Raw genomic sequence first — 16875 nt, 5'->3', positions numbered from 1 at the left:
CGCGAGCCCGGCCGCCTTACCGTGGGTCGGTGACCACCGAGAAGATCGAGCTGGCCGCCATCGGCCAAGACGGCCGCCACCTCTACACCTGCCCGTTGTGTGAGGCCATGTGCGGCTTGGAGATTCAGGTCTCCGACGGGCGCGTCGACAGCATCCGCGGCAACCAGGACGACGTGTGGAGCCGTGGGCACCTGTGCCCCAAGGGTGCGTCGCTGGGCGCCATCCATGAAGACCCCGACCGGATCCGGACGCCGATGATCAAGGTCGACGGACAGTGGCAGGAGGTCAGCTGGGACGCCGCCTTCCGGCGCTGCACCGAACTGCTGGCCCCGGTGATCGCCGAGCATGGCATCGGTGCGGTGACCTGCTACACCGGAAACCCATTGGCGCACTCGTTCTCGCTGGGCCGCTACACCGGCGTCCTGCTGGGCATGTCCGGAATCCCGGTCAGCTATTCGCCGGGCACCGTCGACCAGTGGCCGAAGAACCTGTCGTCGCATCTGATGTACGGCAACTGGTGGGGATTCCCGGTTCCCGACATCGAACGCACCGACCTGCTGGTCGTGATGGGCGCGAACCCGGCCGCCTCGCAAGGCTCGCTGCTGGCCGCCCCCGATGTGATGGGCATTCTCGCCGCCATCGACAACGTCATCGTCATCGACCCGGTCCGCACTGCGACCGCGGCGAAGGCCGACGAATGGTTGCCGATCACCCCGGGCACCGACGCCGCCCTGCTACTGGCCGTCGTGCACACCTTGTTCGACGAAAACCTGGTTCGGCTGGGTCGACTGGCCGACCACATCGACGGTGTCGACACCCTGCGGGCGGCCGCGGCCGACTGGTCACCGGAGCGGGTTGCCCCGGTGACGGGCATCGACGCGGACCGCATCAAACACCTCGCCCGCCAACTGGCGGGTACCGAACGCGCCGTGGTGTACGGCCGAATCGGGTTGTGCAATCAGGAGTTCGGCAGTCTGGCCAGCTGGCTGGTCGACGTCGTCAACATCCTCACCGGCCACTTTGACACCGAGGGCGGTGCGATGTTCCCCCGGCCCGCGGTGTGGACGGTCACCGCCCAGCCGCAGCCCGGCCTGGAGGGTGGGCTGCCCGAGTTCGGCCGCTGGCAGACCCGGGTGCGCGGCGCCAAGGAGGTGCTCGGGCAGGTGCCGGTGTCGTGTCTGGCAGAGGAGATCGAAACACCGGGGGAGGGGCAGATCCGCGCCCTGATCACGGTGGCGGGCAATCCGGTGCTGTCCACTCCGCAGGGTCATCGGCTCGATGAGCTGTTGCCGGGCCTCGACGCGATGATCGCAGTTGACTTGTGGCTCAACGAAACCACGCGCCACGCCGACGTAATCCTGCCTGGCCTGTCCCCGTTGGAGCAGCCGCATCACGACGACCTGATCCTGATGTTCGCGATCAACAGCATCGCCAACTATTCCGTACCGGTGTTCGCCCCCGAGGATCCCGACCGCCCGGAGGAGTGGGAGATCCTGGTGCGGCTCACCGGCCTGTGCGCGGGAGTGCCTGCCGAAGAGGTGGACGTCGCCGCGATCGACGACGGCTTCTTCGACTACTTGTGCTTCACCCAGGGACTCGACGGCGGGCAGGTGCGTAGCCACTACACGCAGGGCGGACCGGAACGCATTCTCGATCTGACCCTGCGTACCGGGCCGTTCGGCGACCGCTACGGCGAGAACCCGGACGGGCTGAGCCTGGCGAAACTCAAGGAGCAGCCCAACGGGATCAACTTCGGGCCGATGGTGTCGCAGGTCCCGGAGATCCTCAGCACCACCGACAAGAAGATCCGCCTGGCCCCGCAGTATCTGCTCGACGACATCCCGCGGCTGGCCCGCCGCCTTGAGCGTGAGCCCGACGAGCTGGTGCTGGTGAGCCGGCGCCATCTGAGGTCGAACAACTCGTGGCTGCACAATGTTTCGGCTCTGATGAAGGGCCGTGATCGCTGCACCCTGCTGATGCACCCCGACGATGCCGCCAGCCGGGGGGTGTCGGGGGGCGACCACGTGACGGTGACGTCCTCGGCCGGGCGCATCGAGGTGCCGGTGGAGGTGACCGACGCCATCAAACCCGGTGTGGTGTCGATGCCGCACGGCTGGGGACACGGGAAGCCCGGCACTCGGATGTCGGTGGCCAACGGGTCACCCGGGGTCAACACCAACATCCTGTCGCCGCCGACATTCCTCGACGAACCGTCGGGCAATGGTGCGCTGAACGGGATCCCGGTGACCGTGGTCCCCGCCGCAGTCGGCTAGCCGCAGTTCGGCTCGACCCGCAACACCACCGTCGCGTGCGGTGGAATCGACTTGCCGGCAAGGTCACTCGGTGTGGTGCTGTCTGCGTGGGTCCACAGGTCGCGAACCCGATAGCACGGTGCGGTGGGAAGGCCCACGGCGGCCGCGGTGGTGACGATCGATGCGGGCTGTGAATCCAGGTTGGTCATCGCGACCGCGACGGCGCCGCCGACCAGCGGCTTGACCATGATCCGGTGGTCCTCGGCGAGGCGGCGGCCCTGCGCGACGAGCCGGTCCTGGTCGACCGCGATGATCTCGGGATTGGTCAACAGGTCTCGGGTCTGTCCGGACATGGTACGAATGTCGTTGCCGGCCAACAGCGGTGCCGCCATCATCGCCCACAGCGACAGGTGGGTGCGCTGCTCGTCGAGGGTCATGCTCGGGCCGTGCTCACCGGCCAGTGTTCCGGTCATGCCCTGGTGATCGGCGACGAAGTCCGGCCAGCCGATACCGGCCACCAGCATGTCCGGGTCGTTGACGAAACCGGGCCGGCTGCGGGCGCCCAGCGGGACATCGGCGTCGACCTGCTCGGTAACCCCGAATACCGGGCCGGCCTTCCCGGTCTGGCTGTGCCACAACGGAACCAGATCGATCGTGGTGCGCGACATGTCGGCGATCTCCGACCAGTCGTGGTCGGACCCGGCGGACGGGTCGCCCGAGGTGTTCGGGTTGATGCTGTACAGAATCTGTCTTCCGCTGCGATGCAACGCATCCCGCATCACGGTGAACGCGCTGATCTGATCCGATCGGTTCGAGTCGGTACTGCACCAGTCGTATTTCAGGTAGTCGACGCCCCACCGCGCGAACGTGGCCGCGTCGGCCGCTTCGTGGCCCCTGCTCGCATTGGCCTTGCCGAGTCCGCACAGCTCATAGCTCGGGCTCGCATACAGGCCCAGCAGCATCCCGTGGGCGTGGGCGTACTGCGCCACGGCGGGGATACCGCCGGGAAACCGGATCGGGTCGGCGCGCAGGTCGCCGGCACTGTCGCGGGTGTCGGCCGCCCAGCCCGCATCGAGATTCACATAGCGGTACCCGGCGTCGCGCATCCCGGAGGACACCATCGCGTCGACGGTCTCCTCGACGGTCCCCTCGGACAGCGGGATACCGGAATTCCACGAGTTCCAGCCCATCGGCGGGGTGAGGGCCGCCGGCGGGTCCGGGACGGGCGGGGCCGACTCGCAGGCCGTGAGCAGAACTAGGCAGCCGAGGATCGTCGATAGTCGGCGCATAGCGCAAGAGTAGGAGGCGCTTCACCGAAGTGCGCATGCGCTCGGGCCAGCACCTGCTCGGCCTGCGCCGGATCGGTGGTGTCGGCGGCGATCAGGAAAAGTCGAGCGCTGCTGTGGCCGTGGCCGATTCGCGCCAGACGGGCCGCGTTACGGTCGACGGCCACCACACAGTTGCCGGCTGCCAGAAGTGCCCGGGCAAGCCGGTAACCCCGGTCGGTTCCGGCATCGAGGACCAGAACGAAAGGACTGTCCTTAGTTGAGTTCGCTGGAAATGCCATGTCCCCACTCAACAGACCGGACGTGAGCGGCAGCTATGTCGCGACTTGGAGTTCGCGGTGCGCTTCCCGGGATCGCTGGCGACTGCGGGGTCATAATTCCCGCCGACTTCGCGGCCAAGACGGTGGGATCCCACACCGGGTACGCCCTCACCTCCGTACACTCCGGCGCATGAGCGATATCGACGTCGAATCGGTCCGGACCGCCGGGGCAGCCATCGGCGAGGCCATCAGCGTGTTCATGCTCAACCCGGACACCTTCGCAAAGAGTCTCGAGGCCGGCTATCCGGACCCGTTCGCCGCGTACTTCGCCGGTCGCGGCGGCGTCCTCGGTGACGCCACCGGCACCACGGTCACCGCGGTGTTCGCCGTCTTCGAACCCAACCTCGCGCGGTCATGTTGGGAGAACGGCGTCGCGGTGCACCCCGCGTCGGAAAGTTGCCGGCTCTACTGGGATCAGCTCGCCGAGTTCGGCAGGACGTACCTCGCCGGGGCCGAGGGGCTGGACCGCATCGCCGAGCTGGGTGAGAAAATCATCGCGGACGCCCCCGAGCCCGGCCTTCCGCTGTATGCGGGCTGGCGGGCCATGCCGCTGGCCGACGACGCCCCCGCGCGGGCCCTGCAGGTGATGATGGTGCTGCGGGAACTGCGTGCCGCCGTGCACTTCAACGCTCTGACGATCTCCGGGCTGAGCCCTGTCGAGGCGCACATCCTCAACCACGGCACGGACTACGCGGCGTTCATGGGGTGGCAGCCGCCGTTCGCCGACGTGGCGGGCAAGAAAGACGCGTACGACGAGGTCGAGGACCTCACCAACCGGCGGATGGCCCAGATCTACCAATCCGCGCTGACTCCGGCGGAGGCCGACGAGCTGGCCCGGCTGAGCGTCGCCGCCCTGGCGGCGTTGAAGGCCAGCGCACCGGCCCCGGTCGGCGCCTGAGCACTAACGATTCCCTCGTGTTCTGGGAGCGGCTTCCGCTGATCGGCGACCCGTTGCGGGCGACCCGGCAGGAAGCGACCCGGATCGGTGTCGCGGGGCTGACGAGAGTTGTCGAACTCGTTCTGGAACAGCTCGATCTCACGGCGCTGGTCCGTGACAACGTCGACATCGACGCGATCGTGACCGATGTCGACATCGACGCGATCATCGCGCGGATCGATCTGATCGGGCTGGCCGACCAGATCATCGACGGGGTGGACCTGCCCACGATCATCCGTGAGTCGACCGGGACGGTCACCGCGGACGTGATGACCGATGTGCGCAGCCAGACGGCGCGTGCCGATGACATGATCTCCGGCTTTGTCGACCGGATGCTGGGCCGGGAGCCGGGCACCCAGGAACGTCAGTGACCAACGCCGGCATCGTCTCCCGAGGTCTGGCGGCTCTCGTCGACATGGTGGTCGTCCTCGTCACGATGGGCGCTCTCTATCTCGGTTTGGCGCTGACGATGTTGATCGTCAACCCGGCGGCGTTCCGGTTCCCCGCCCCCAACCTGATCTTCTCGACCACAGTGACTCTCGCGGTGTCCGTGCTGTACCTGACCGGGGGCTGGACGCTGTCCGGACGCACAGCGGGGATGGTCGTGCTGGGAGTCCGGGTGTTGGACCGGCGCGGGAAGCCCCTGCGCGTTGCTGTCGCCGCACTGCGAGCGGTGGCCTGCGTGTTGTTCCCGGTCGGGCTGTTGTGGGTTGCTGTCGATCGGCAGCGACGGTCGGCGCAGGACGTCGTGCTGGGCAGCCGGGTCATCTACGACCGCCCCGCCCCCGGCGCTCCCGTTCGGTAATCGTTACCGGTGATGATTAGGATGCCCCAATGCCGTTAGCTGACGGCCAGGTTGTTGCTGGTTACACCATCCTGCGGACACTGGGGGCCGGAGGTATGGGTGAGGTTTACCTCGCCCAGCATCCCCGGCTGCCCCGGCATGACGCGCTCAAGGTGCTCGGTTCCGCGGTCAGCTCCGACGACGAGTACCGCAAGCGGTTCAACCTCGAGGCCGACATGGTGGCCACGTTGTCGAATCGGCACATCGTGACGATTTACGACCGCGGCGAGTTCGACGACAAGCTGTGGATCGCGATGGAATACATCCACGGCACCGACGCCTCCCGTCTGCTCGCCGAGCGCTATCCGTACGGGATGCCGCCCGCGGAAGTCGTGCGGATCATCACCGGGGTCGCCGAAGCACTCGACTATGCGCACAGCCGCGGACTGCTCCACCGCGACGTCAAACCCGCCAACATCCTGCTGGGTCTGCCCGGCACCGGTGACGAGCGAGTCATGCTCGCGGACTTCGGAATTGCCCGCTGGATGGGGCAGTCGAGCGATCTGACCGGAACGAACATGACCGTAGGAACCGTCGCCTATGCGGCCCCGGAGCAGCTCAAGGGCGAGCAGATCGACGGTCATGCCGATCAATACGCGCTGGCGGCGACGGCCTACCATCTGCTGACCGGCATGCCGCCGTTCCAGCACACCAACCCTGCGATCGTGATCAGCCAGCATCTGAGCTCCGATCCGCCCGCCATCGGTGCCAAGCGTCCCGAACTTGCTTGCCTGAGCCCGGTTTTCGCCAAGGCGCTGGCCAAAGATGCCGGTAAGCGCTACACCCGCTGCATCGACTTCGCGCGGGCGCTGCAGCAGGGTATCGGCACCGCGGAACGGCAGACCGGCGCGACCGACGTGACCAGTTCCGCACCGGCGTCCGGTGCGTCGCCGAAGGCTGGTGCCGGTCGTCACGCCAAGCCGGAGTCCGATTCGTCGCGCCGTCGGCTGCTCATCCCGGCGATCCTGGGTGCGGTGGTGATCATTGCCGGTGCGGCCGCGGGCGTTTCGCTGCTGTTCGGCCACCGCGATCTGAACGCCTCGGCCACGACGCGCACCACGTCACCGCCGCCCGCCACCTCGAGCCGGATGGATTTGCCCGTCGTGGTGATCGGCGCGAACTGTGCCGTGCTGGGTGCGGCGGCGGTCAGCGAGAAGGGTGCGCCGGCGTACTGCGCGCATGCGGCCGCGGGCACCGGTCCGATCGTGTGGTCTTTGCAGTCCGAGAAAATGGCTACCGGCGGCGCAGGTTAGCGCCGCCGGTCGGCCACTCTGCACGTGGGTTACAGCGGAATCCACTGCCCCAGGAACCAGAAGCCCCAGCCCGCCCCGTTGCCGGCCGGCATCGGCTGGACCCACTGGCCGTTCCAGTTGAAGGGCTGGTGGTCTTGGCGAGCCTGATCGACGTTGCGATGCTGCCAGTCGCCCGGCCCGTTGTTCTGGTCGCCCGGCCCGTTGTTCCAGTTGTTGTCGTGTCCGTTGTTCCACCCGTTGTTGGGACCCTGGCAGTTCTGCGGCCCGGGGCCGCCGCACTGGCCGGGATCGGCGCTCGCGGTTCCGATACCGAGCCCGAACAGTCCGGCCGCACCGATGCCGACCGCCGCGGTCGAGGTGTAGACCAATCGCTTGAGATTCATCGTCATATCCGTTTCGTTGCACGAGTTGCGCTTGCGGTAACGACGTTATGGACCGTGGATTTGTGCCAGCTGTGACACGAATTGGTGCGCGCTGAGGGAGTCATAACGTATCGAAAACGGTTCGGTATCAGCGATTTTGCGCGATCTCCAGGGGTTCGAGAGTTTGTTGACAGCCGACTCTACGAACATTCGCTGTTGTGGCGCATGGCTTTTGCGCGCGTCAATAATTAGACATGTCATCTGTGAATACAGGTATTCGGTCGATATGTCTGGTGGCCTCTGTTTCAGCGATGGTGGTGCTGGGCGCGGTGGCCTGCGGATCCAAGGGGGCCACGGGTCCGACAACTGTCACCGTCACGTCGACCCCGACCACGACGACGACCACCGCTGCACCTGCGACCCATCACCAGTCCAACTCCGGCTCAGGCGGCGGAGCGCAACCGCAGCAGACCGTCGTCGAGACCCAGGCGCCGCAGACAGTCACGGCGACTCAGGACCCACAAACAGTGACCAATACCGAAACGGCAACGCAGACCGAGACATCCGTCGCCACGTCGATCGCCACCGCAACCCAGACGGTCACGGTGGCGCCGAACCGGCCGTTCGGGCCGAACGGCTTCGGCAACCACAACGGCGGCTAAGTGCGCTCTCTCGGCAGCGTCTCACCGCGGAAGAAGGCGGGAGCCTTCAGGTTCCACAGGACCATCAGCACGACACCGAACGCCAGGCTGAGCACGCCGACGACGAACGCGGTTCCGATGCCGAGGAGGGAGCCGCCCGAACCGGTGCTCGGGTCGGCCATCAGGTACGCCTCGACGACGCCCACCGGGATCAAGATCAGCGCACCGATGCCGGGCAGGATCACCTGACCCATCGCCGTGCGCCACGAGCGAAAAGCGGTGCGCCAGAAGTACACCACCGAGGAGATCGCCACCACGGAGTAGTACGTCATGATCGCGATGCCCACGCTGTAGACCGAATCCGACACCACGCTGTCGCTGACCACATCCAGCACGCAATAGATCGCCAGACTGGTCAGGCCGATCACCCAGGTCGCGTACTTGGGCGTCGAACTCGCTTGGCTCACCGAGGCGAACCGGTGCGGCAACGCCTTGTAGGTCGCCATCGACAACAGCCCGCGGGCCGTCGGCATGACGGTGGACATCGTCGCCGAGAACGCGGACAACCCGACCACCAGCGCCGCCAGCATCGCGCCGCGTTCGCCGATCGACTGGGTGGCCAGCGTGGTGAACACGTCGTCGACGTTGCCCTCGTGAGTCAGGCTCGTGTCACTGTTCGGGTCGATACCGGCGAACGCCAGCGCCGCGACCGAGAAGATCACGTAGGTGGCAACCGTGATCAGGATCGCGGTGACTCCGCTGCGGCCGGCGTCGGCCGACGTTCCGGAGGTCTCCTCGGACATCGCCAGTGAGGCGTCGAAGCCCCAGAAGATGAAGATGGCCACCAGGAAGCCGCCCAGTAGACCGCTGAAGTCGTGAATCGCGAACGGGTTGAACCACTCCCAGGAGAACGACTCGGCGCTTGCGCTCTGCCCACCGCGGAATACCGGGATGATCATGATGATCGCGAACAGCAGCAGCCCGCCATACTGGATGATCGTCAGGATCAGGGTGGTGCGGGACGATTCCTCGGCACCGCGGGCCACCAGCCAGGTCGTCAGCAGGATGAACGCCGTGGCGACGACGATGTCGAACCACACCGGGGACGAGTCCATGCCCACCAGCACCGCGGCCGCGTTGGTCAGGATCCCGGCGGCGCCGACACCGGCCAGGATGGACGACAGCACCAGCGCGAAGCCGCCCATCCAGCCGATGTGCGGTGCGATCGCCTTGGAGCCCCAGGTGAACACGGTGCCGGCATCCGGGGCGGCGTCGGTGAGGTGCTTGTAGGCCTGTGCGACGAAGTACATCGGGATGACGGCGATGATGAAGACGATCGGGAGCTGGTAGCCCGACTCCTCCGCGCCGTGCCCAAGCGCACCGGTCAGCGAATAGGCCGGGGCGGTGGCCGCCAGACCGATGGCGACCGCTCCCACGAGGGAGACCGATCCCTTCTTGAGGCCTTTGGAGCGCAGGCCGTGCATCAATGGATCGACGATTGCTGCGTCTTCGGCCATCAGCGGATTCTGCCACCGCGGATGCCGGACAAGCGCCGTTACGACGGGATCCGAACCGCCGGGGGGTCAGTGCCGGGTGACGCCCTTGCCGGAGTGCCCGAGGCCCGACCCGGGCCGGTGGGAACGCCGTTGCGGTGTCGCGGCTTTTCGGGGTTCCGATGTCTTGGTGACTTTCCGATCCGGCCGCGGGCCTGGTCGCACCGAGCGGTGCGATGTGGTGGCGGATGCTGAACTGCTGGGCTGCGAGCGCAGGCTGGTCACCCAATTGCGCACGGCGGCAACCGCACCGGCGACCATGCCGATCGGGATACCGACAAGCGCACCCACAATGCCGACCAACGGGACGAGCGGGGTGAGCGCCTGGCCCAGCACCGGAATCTTGTTGAGCACGTTGACCGCCACCAGTCCGGCACTGATGTAACCGAGAAACGCTCCGGAACCGGCACCCGCGATCACGCCGCCGGCGATGTTGGGCAGGCTTGGACGGACGCTCACCTGATCGATCGCCGCCGCAGCCACCGGCAGCGCGGCGAGCTCAACGACCTCGACGGAGACCCGCGGGGTGATCGCGGCAGTGGGCTTCGGCGGCTCCGCCGTCGTGGTGGCGAGCATGACTGTGCCTGCAGCGATCGCCGCCACCGTGGCGACCACCGGTCGACTCCTGAGGATGTGTTCCATGACCCCACACTGGCGGCACCAGGCCGCGGTGATGTCAGTACCGCGCTACTGCATTTCCGGAGGGCAGGAGCGAAGCGACCCGGGAAATATGTTAGGGCTTGATCCGACTAGGGCTTGATCCTGATGCGACCCGGCTTCCACAGGCCGCTGCGCGTTGCCGTGCCCAGGTCGATCTGCGCGGGCTCAGCCGGGACGATCGTCTCGAACTGGCGCAACGACCCCCAGTCGCGGCCCCAGTCATGCGACAGATAGGTCGACATGACGTGCGCGCGCAGCAGGAGGTCGGTGATGCCCAGGAGGCCGCCGTTGCGGCCGTCCTCCCAGGTGTCGGTGTCCTGCTTCTTGGCGGTGTAGTCCGGTGTGATCCGGAACTTCGGCACCTCGGTGACGCCGTTGGCGTGCAGCATCGGCTGCTGGCACGGGAACGCCAGGCCCACAGCCCAGTCCATCAACACCGGCTGCGTCGAACCGACGAACTCCTGGACCGACCGCAGCTCGGGCACCCGCGGCGGAGTCACGGCCAGCCAGTCGCCCTGCGACAGCGAGCGGTCCTGCGCGACGATGCGCACGGTGGTCGCGTCGGCCGGGATCGCCGAGCGGGGGTAGCGCAGGTTGCGCCATGACGGCGCCGGGCCGAGATCGTAGGGGCTGACCCGGCCGGCGGGCACCGGGGCGCCGTCGGGTCCGGGCTTGCCGTACTCCAGCTCGACGGTCTGCCCGTCGGTGAAGCCGTTGAGCACGCTGAGTCCCGCGATGGTGCCTGCGGCGGTGACGACGACCAGGGGGTGACCATCGTCGTTGGGCGGCAACTGATACCACGCGGAGTTCAGCGTCGCGTCCTGCTGCGGGCCGACGAAGTAGCTGCCTGCCAGCGGAACCCGTGCCGGATCGAGGCCGTAGGGCAACGGCACGGTCGAGCCGTTGACGCCCGGTGTGCTCAGCTTGATCGGCTGATCCCAGTCGTAATCCGTGCCGGGTTGCGGATTGGTCATCCGAATCGACTCGGCCACAATGTGTTCCGGTACGCCGCTGGGCGTGAAGCCGACCGGGTTGGTGCCGCCCAGTGGGCCGAGCGGTCCGTAATCGCCGGGCAGCGGGGTCAGGAAGCCGGCGTTGGCGTCCGGCTCCACCAAGACGTCGTCGGCCAGCCCGCAACCGCCGGAGAATGAGCGCAGGTTGGCCCAGGCGTTCGAGTAGGTCGGGTACTGGCGCACCACGCCTGCGGCCATCGAGGCGATGAACACCAGCACCATGAATCCGGCGGCCACCGGAATCGGCGCGGTGGTCACGGCCCGGGCGATGCGGCCCTCGCCGTGGTCGCGGGTGCTGAAGTGCAGCCATGTCGTGTAGATCGCAGACACCGCGAACAGTGCGAAAAATATTGTGCTGACCGTGATCCCGGCGATCTTCGGCATGGCGTTGTTGAACGGCGCGCCGTAGCTCGACACATACCACCAGCCGTTGGTGGTGGCGAAGCACAGCGCGAGCAGGAAGAACACCGCGGTGACGACGGTCATCCGGTTGCGCGACCATCGCAGCACCGCCGGTGAGGCCAGCACGGTGGCCAGCGCCGCCATGGCCGCACCGACCGCGGCGAACAGGCCGAAGTGATGCACCCACTTGGTGGGGTGAACATCAGGAAGAACATCGTCGCGAAGATGACGCCCATCAGCCGCCACACCGGACCGCGGGCCACCCCGGGAACACGCTTGCGGCGCAACATGATGAACATCGACACGAACAGCGAGAGCGCGGTCATCAGGAAGCCGAACCGCCGTGACAGTGAGCCGTCGACGGTCGGCAGGATCAGGTAGTAGTAGCGCAGGTTCTCGGTGTACCAGGCTTGGCTGGGCCCGATGTCGGTGCGAATCCTGGTGGCTTCCAATACCGTTGCCAGAGTCTGGTCGGCGAAGACGACGGTCAGGATGATGGTGCCCGCGGCCAGCAGCGGCAGCACCAGCGGCCAGGTCCCCACGATCGCGCGCCTGCGCACCAGGATTCGCAGGATCGGACGTCCACCGGCGATCAGCGCGGCGACGGCGATCAGGCCGGTGGGCTGGATACCGAGGGTGAACGCGGCGCTGATGATGGCCAGCGCCGCCGGGGTCAGCCGACCGGAGATCACCGCGCGTTCGATGAGCACGTAGGTGATCAGCGCGCCGGTCGCGATCTGGCCCTCGGGGCGCAGACCGTTGTTGAACGGCATCCACGCCGCCATCAACACCAGGCCCGCGGCCCACAGTGCGGGCCGGCTGGCGATCACGGCGGGGCCCAACCGGGGTAGCACCTCGCGGGACAGCAGCAGCCAGCAGACCAGCGCACAGATCAAGTCCGGCAACCGCATCCAGATGCTGGCGTCGCTGACGTGGGTCATCAGCGCCAGCACGTTGTAGAACCAGCCGAACGGGTCTTCGGGACTGCCGAACCAGCGGAAGTAGTTCGACATGTAGCCGGCGTGGTCGGCGACGCGGGCCATCTGCAGGATGTAGCCGTCGTCGGAGGAGTTGGCTCCGATCACATGCCAGATCAGGAATCCGGCCACCACGGTCACGTCGACCGCGGTGAAGGTGCGCCAGCGCTGCGGAATCCAGGAGTGCATGCGGCGCCCGTCGAGGCGGTCCAGCCGCCACAGGGCCACCAGCGCGATCACGGTGGCGGTCATCGCCAGCAACATCGCGGCCAGCTTCAACACCGTTGGCGTGGTGGAGAACCGGGTGTCGATGGTCGCCGAGACGGTCAGCCCCGGCGGCGCCGGACCGACCAGATCGGTGAACACCCCGACGATCGCCGGTCGCAGGTTGGGATCGGCGAACCCGCTACGCAGGTCCTTGCCGGTGGTCGGATCGTTCAACCCCACGAACGTGGCGAACGTCCCATCGGTGGTCGAGCTGATCTCGATGCGCTGACACTGGGCGGACTCCGCCCGCGCCCGCGGGACGCTTGCGACCACCACGTTGCGGTCGGTGATGTCGACGCGCTGCGCATTGACGTTGACGAACAGCGAATTGAGCGCCGCCTCTTTGCCTTTCTGCGGCGCGAGCCCCAGCACCAGGCCGCCGGCGGGCGGCATGGACCGGATCACGTCGCAGGGGACCGTCGCCGTCACCGACACCGGGGCCTGGGAGATCAGTGGGGCGGTGACGTTGGTCAGCTGACCGGCCTGCGGCCAATTCAGCGTCGCGGTGGTCTGTTCCACCGGCAGCAGCGGTGTCAGCACCGACAGCACGAAGCCCACCAGTCCGGCGATCGTGGCCACCCAGCGGGTGATCCGTACGTCACCGGCGGCGTTGCGTGCGTTGGCCGCGAGAGTCTGTGTCATGGCAGTGCCCTGATCGGTCCGCTACGGCTCCAACCGAATGCCGTCTTGGTGCCCTGGTCGATCACGGCGTTCGGCGCCTGCGATGACGGCACCAGCCGGACGTAGCGCTCGATCGCGCCCCAGTCGCGATACCAGTCGTCGCGCAGATACGTCGGGACGGTCGCGGTGGTCAGCAGTCCCTGGATGAACAGGAACGGCCCACCGGCGCGGGCGGATTGCCACATATTGCTCGACACCACCACCTGCTTGAGGTTGGGCAGGATCCGGTACTCCGGCAGTTCGGCGACGCCGAGGTGTTCGGAGAACGGGCGCTGGCACGGGAAGTTCGCGGCGGTGGCGATGTCCATCATCACCGGCGTCTGAGAGCCGAGGAACTGCTGAGCGGTCTGCAGCACGGGCACCCGCGGCGGGGTGAAGCCGAACCACTGGTCGGTGCTCAGGTTCGGGTCGTCGGCGACGATCCGCGCGACGTTGGCCTCCGGCGGTGCCCATGACAGCGGGAAACGCAGGTTGCGCCAGGCCTTTTGGGCGATCACATCGATGGGTTGCACCGAGTTCAGCGCCTGGAAGGTGCCGTCCGGCCGCTGCACACCCCACTGCAGTTTGAGTGACTGTCCGTAGTTGAACTGTCCCTCTTCGTCGTAGAACCAGATCGCCCCCGCGGCGGCGACGGTCACCAGCGGCCGGTCGGGAGTGCGTGGCGGAAGCTGGTACCACGCCGAAGTCGCCTTGGCCGCAACGGTGTTCTCGTTGTAGCTGCCCATCACCGGGGTGGTCTTCGGGTCCAGACCGAACGGCAGGAACACCCGCGAGCCGTTGACGCCGACCGGGCCATACCCGCCGCCGGTGCCTGCCGCGAAGGCGATGCCCGCGTTGGGCTTGTTGGGTGACCCGTCGGAGTTGACGGTGCCGGGGTTGGCGACGAACGGCTCGGCCGGCTCCAGGGTGTCACTGATGCCGTTCGGCGTGAAGCCGACCGGATTGTCCCCGCCGAGCGGCCCGTACTGGCCCCACTTCTGGCCCGGAACCGGTTGCAACATACCGGCATTCGGGTCCGCCTCGACCAGACGTCGGTCGCCCAGTCGCGCAGCTCCCCGCCGAGCGGCCCGTACTGGCCCCACTTCTGGCCCGGAACCGGTTGCAACATACCGGCATTCGGGTCCGCCTCGACCAGAACGTCGTCGGCCATCGCGCAGCTCGCGTCGGACAGGCCCGACTTCAGCGCGGATAGATTGGCGGCGGCGGTTGTGTAGGCCGGATAGCGTTGCACGAAGGCCTTGGTCATCGAGCCGACCTCGAGCAGCACCATGATGATCGCGAAGACCAGCAGTGGAGTCGACGCCAGAGCCCGGTTGCGGCCGGTGTTCTTCACCTCGGTGTGCCCGGCGTAGTCCATCCGGAAGTGCAACCAACCGGCGGTCAGGCCGGACAGGATCGCCAGGCCGAGGAACATCGTCGTCACGGGCTGGTGGGCGATCACCGGTTGACGGTCGAACCAGGGCACACCGTAGTTGCCGACGTAGAACCAGCCGTTGGTGCCCGAGGTCGCCCACGCCAGCACGAACAGCAGGGCGGTGACGTAGAGGGCGAGGTTGCGTCGATTGTGCAGGCCGACGCGGGCGAAGGCGAACGCGGTGACCGCGCCCAGCGCCCCGGCCAGCCCGGCGAACGCACCGAACTGCACGGCCCACTTGGTCGGGGTGAAGTGCAGCAGCAGCAGGCCGATCGCGGTGCTGCCGAGCAGCCGCCACACCGGACCGCCCGCCACCCCGGGGACATGGCCGCGGCGCAGCAGCACCGCCAGCATGCCGAACAGGCACAGCATCATCACCAGGACCGCGAACCGGCGGGTCAGTGAGCTTTCCGAGTTGTCTTCGACGGTCAGGAAGTAGTAGCGCAGGAAGTCCTGGTACCAGGCGATCGTCGGGCCGACGACGTACTTGATGCGGGCGGATTCGGCGACAGCGGCCAGGGTCTGGTCGCGGAAGACGACGACGAAGATGACCGACAGGGACGCGGCGAGTGCGGCCAGCGGCGCCAGCAGACCGTCGGTGCCGCGCCGGGCCTTGATTACCCGGGCGACGGCGCGCGCGCCGACGAGCAGCGGCGCGATCGCTATCAGGCCTTGCGGGGCGAGCGTCACGCTGAACACCGCGACCACGATCGCCAGCGCTGCCGGAACCAGCCGGCGGGTGGCGATGGCGTTCTCCACCAGGATCCACGCCGCCAGTACGCCGAACGCGATCAGCGGTTCGGGTCGCAGTCCGTTGTTGAACGGCAGCCACGCGGCGAGGAAGACTGCGCCCGCGGTCCATACGGTGACCCGGTTGAGCGACAGCCGCCTGCCCAGTCGGGGCAGCACACAGCGGCTCAGGATGAGCCAGGTGCCGATCCCGGCGATGGTGGCGGGCAGACGCATCCACACACCGGCGGTGCTGATCGCGGCGAGGTGGGCGAGGACCGACTGGTACCAGTCGAAGGGCGCCTCGGTGGCCCCGAAGTAGCGGAAGTAGTTGGCGGTGTAGCCGGCCTCGCCGGACACCCGCGCGATGGTGAGGTTGTAGCCGTCGTCGGAGGAGATGGCGCCGACGACATGCCAGAGCAGCAACCCGCCGATCACCCCGATATCGGCCACCCAGGTGGCGGCGCGGGCTGTGAGCAGGTGCCGCCAGGCGCCGCGTACCCGACGCCCGGACCGACTCCTGATATCCCCGAGTCGCTTCGCTCCTGCCCGCCGGTCGAGCACGCCCAGCGCAACGATCGACGCCACCACGCAGGCGATGCCGAGCACCATCACCGCGATCTTGAGCGGGCTGGGGCTGGTGATGAACCGGGTGTCGATGTCGATATGGGCGCTCAACCCCGGCTGTGAAGCGACCTTGAGGTCCGTGAAGATGCCGGCGATCTGGGGCTTCTTCTCCGGGGCGAGGGTTCCGGTGGCGCCGGGGATACCGACGAAATCGGCGCCGACGCCGCCGGGGCCGGCCCAGATGCGCAGCTCGCTGCAGCCGCCCGCCGCGATGGCCGGGCGCGGGGCCACTGCGGCGACGGTGTCACGGAAGGCGACGACGACGGTGGCGGCGTTGGCCCGCACGAACAGCCCGTTGCGGCTGGAGTCGATGCCGGCCGGCGGAATCGTCGAGAAGACCAGGCCACCTTCGGCGGGCAGCGTGGCGATGACCTGGCAGGGGATCGACACCTCGAGAGACTGCGGTGCACCCGACACCAGCGGCGCGGTGATGTCGCTGACCAGGCCGTCGGGGCCGGGCGCCTGCGGCCACTGGATGCTGGCGGTGGTCTGTGTGACGGGCAGCAGCGGCACGACGCCGCACAGCAGCACACCGAGGATGCCGGCTACGACAGCTAAGAGCCGGGCGATCCGGGTGGAGTCGGCTCTGTCGCTTGGCACGAGGCTCGATGGTAGGCGACGAAGGTGTGTCGGTTCGGAAGGCCTGCGGGCGTCACC

Annotated in this window: 11 protein-coding genes and 3 pseudogenes; 6 read left to right on the top strand and 8 right to left on the bottom strand. The window is 67.6% G+C overall.

The genetic code is table 11. From position 1 onward, the window contains the following. Positions 1-50: 50 nt before the first annotated feature. On the top strand, positions 51-2273 hold the full coding sequence (locus D3H54_RS28645; protein ID WP_286199334.1) for a molybdopterin-dependent oxidoreductase: 2223 nt from the start codon (positions 51-53) through the stop codon (positions 2271-2273). On the opposite strand, the gene D3H54_RS28640 is transcribed toward D3H54_RS28645, so the two are convergent. Then, positions 2270-3541: a glycoside hydrolase family 27 protein gene (locus tag D3H54_RS28640; protein ID WP_149383058.1), complete on the bottom strand. Its 1272-nt coding sequence runs from the start codon at positions 3539-3541 to the stop codon at positions 2270-2272. The genes D3H54_RS28645 and D3H54_RS28640 overlap by 4 nt on opposite strands. Next, the gene (locus D3H54_RS28635; protein WP_149383057.1) at positions 3508-3819 is read right to left on the bottom strand and encodes an SDR family NAD(P)-dependent oxidoreductase; all 312 of its coding nucleotides are present in this window, start codon (positions 3817-3819) and stop codon (positions 3508-3510) included. The genes D3H54_RS28640 and D3H54_RS28635 overlap by 34 nt, the downstream gene beginning before the upstream one ends. A 169-nt stretch (positions 3820-3988) precedes the next feature. Between D3H54_RS28635 and D3H54_RS28630 the strand changes: the two genes are divergently transcribed. Genes D3H54_RS28630 through D3H54_RS28615 form a run of 4 tightly spaced genes read left to right on the top strand, consistent with a single transcriptional unit; the run spans position 3989 to position 6892 of the window. Further along, on the top strand, positions 3989-4756 hold the full coding sequence (locus D3H54_RS28630; RefSeq protein ID WP_149383056.1) for an SCO6745 family protein: 768 nt from the start codon (positions 3989-3991) through the stop codon (positions 4754-4756). A gap of 17 nt (positions 4757-4773) precedes the next feature. Further along, positions 4774-5166 carry a hypothetical protein gene (locus D3H54_RS28625; protein WP_149383055.1) on the top strand — a complete coding sequence of 131 codons (393 nt, stop codon included), beginning with the start codon at positions 4774-4776 and terminating at the stop codon, positions 5164-5166. Beyond that, complete coding sequence (locus tag D3H54_RS28620) at positions 5163-5600, top strand: RDD family protein (protein ID WP_149383054.1); 438 nt, start codon at positions 5163-5165, stop codon at positions 5598-5600. Before D3H54_RS28625 ends, D3H54_RS28620 begins: the two co-directional genes overlap by 4 nt. Positions 5601-5629: 29 nt before the next feature. Continuing rightward, entirely contained in the window at positions 5630-6892 is a 1263-nt protein-coding gene (locus tag D3H54_RS28615) for a serine/threonine-protein kinase (RefSeq protein WP_149383053.1), read from the top strand. Between the two features lie 29 nt (positions 6893-6921). Here D3H54_RS28615 and D3H54_RS28610 read toward each other — a convergent pair whose 3' ends face one another. Next, positions 6922-7275 carry a hypothetical protein gene (locus tag D3H54_RS28610; protein WP_149383052.1) on the bottom strand — a complete coding sequence of 118 codons (354 nt, stop codon included), beginning with the start codon at positions 7273-7275 and terminating at the stop codon, positions 6922-6924. Positions 7276-7547: 272 nt separating this feature from the next. Here D3H54_RS28610 and D3H54_RS28605 point away from each other — a divergent pair, with 272 nt between their 5' ends. Next, positions 7548-7916, top strand: coding sequence for a hypothetical protein (locus D3H54_RS28605; protein WP_149383051.1), 369 nt, complete (start codon positions 7548-7550; stop codon positions 7914-7916). Here the strand turns inward: D3H54_RS28605 and D3H54_RS28600 are convergent. The 5 genes and pseudogenes from D3H54_RS28600 to D3H54_RS28580 all read right to left on the bottom strand — a co-directional run. Beyond that, a complete protein-coding gene (locus D3H54_RS28600) occupies positions 7913-9412 on the bottom strand; it encodes an APC family permease (RefSeq protein WP_149383050.1) in 1500 nt (499 codons plus the stop codon). The two genes, D3H54_RS28605 and D3H54_RS28600, sit on opposite strands and share 4 nt — an antisense overlap. A gap of 66 nt (positions 9413-9478) precedes the next feature. Continuing rightward, positions 9479-10090, bottom strand: a complete 612-nt coding sequence (locus tag D3H54_RS28595; protein ID WP_149383049.1) for a hypothetical protein — start codon at positions 10088-10090, stop codon at positions 9479-9481. Positions 10091-10197: 107 nt separating this feature from the next. Then, positions 10198-13409: pseudogene (locus D3H54_RS28590) on the bottom strand (arabinosyltransferase domain-containing protein). Further along, a pseudogene (locus D3H54_RS28585) lies at positions 13406-14479 on the bottom strand (arabinosyltransferase C-terminal domain-containing protein); the annotation flags it as partial. The pseudogenes D3H54_RS28585 and D3H54_RS28590, both read right to left, overlap by 4 nt. A gap of 42 nt (positions 14480-14521) precedes the next feature. Next, positions 14522-16818, bottom strand: a pseudogene (locus D3H54_RS28580) (arabinosyltransferase domain-containing protein); the annotation flags it as partial. Between the last annotated feature and the right edge of the window lie 57 nt (positions 16819-16875).

The sequence above is a fragment of the Mycobacterium sp. ELW1 genome, from assembly GCF_008329905.1.
Classification (GTDB): domain Bacteria; phylum Actinomycetota; class Actinomycetes; order Mycobacteriales; family Mycobacteriaceae; genus Mycobacterium.
Note: the sequence above shows the minus strand (reverse complement) of the source record. Positions and strands in the feature narration are given on the sequence as shown.

Bases quoted from the DNA above. Each gene is read 5' to 3' on its own strand.
- D3H54_RS28610 (WP_149383052.1), bottom strand. From the start codon at position 7,275: ATGAATCTCAAGCGATTGGTCTACACCTCGACCGCGGCGGTCGGCATC.
- D3H54_RS28615 (WP_149383053.1), top strand. From the start codon at position 5,630: ATGCCGTTAGCTGACGGCCAGGTTGTTGCTGGTTACACCATCCTGCGG.
- D3H54_RS28630 (WP_149383056.1), top strand. From the start codon at position 3,989: ATGAGCGATATCGACGTCGAATCGGTCCGGACCGCCGGGGCAGCCATC.
- D3H54_RS28600 (WP_149383050.1), bottom strand. From the start codon at position 9,412: ATGGCCGAAGACGCAGCAATCGTCGATCCATTGATGCACGGCCTGCGC.
- D3H54_RS28635 (WP_149383057.1), bottom strand. From the start codon at position 3,819: ATGGCATTTCCAGCGAACTCAACTAAGGACAGTCCTTTCGTTCTGGTC.
- D3H54_RS28640 (WP_149383058.1), bottom strand. From the start codon at position 3,541: ATGCGCCGACTATCGACGATCCTCGGCTGCCTAGTTCTGCTCACGGCC.
- D3H54_RS28595 (WP_149383049.1), bottom strand. From the start codon at position 10,090: ATGGAACACATCCTCAGGAGTCGACCGGTGGTCGCCACGGTGGCGGCG.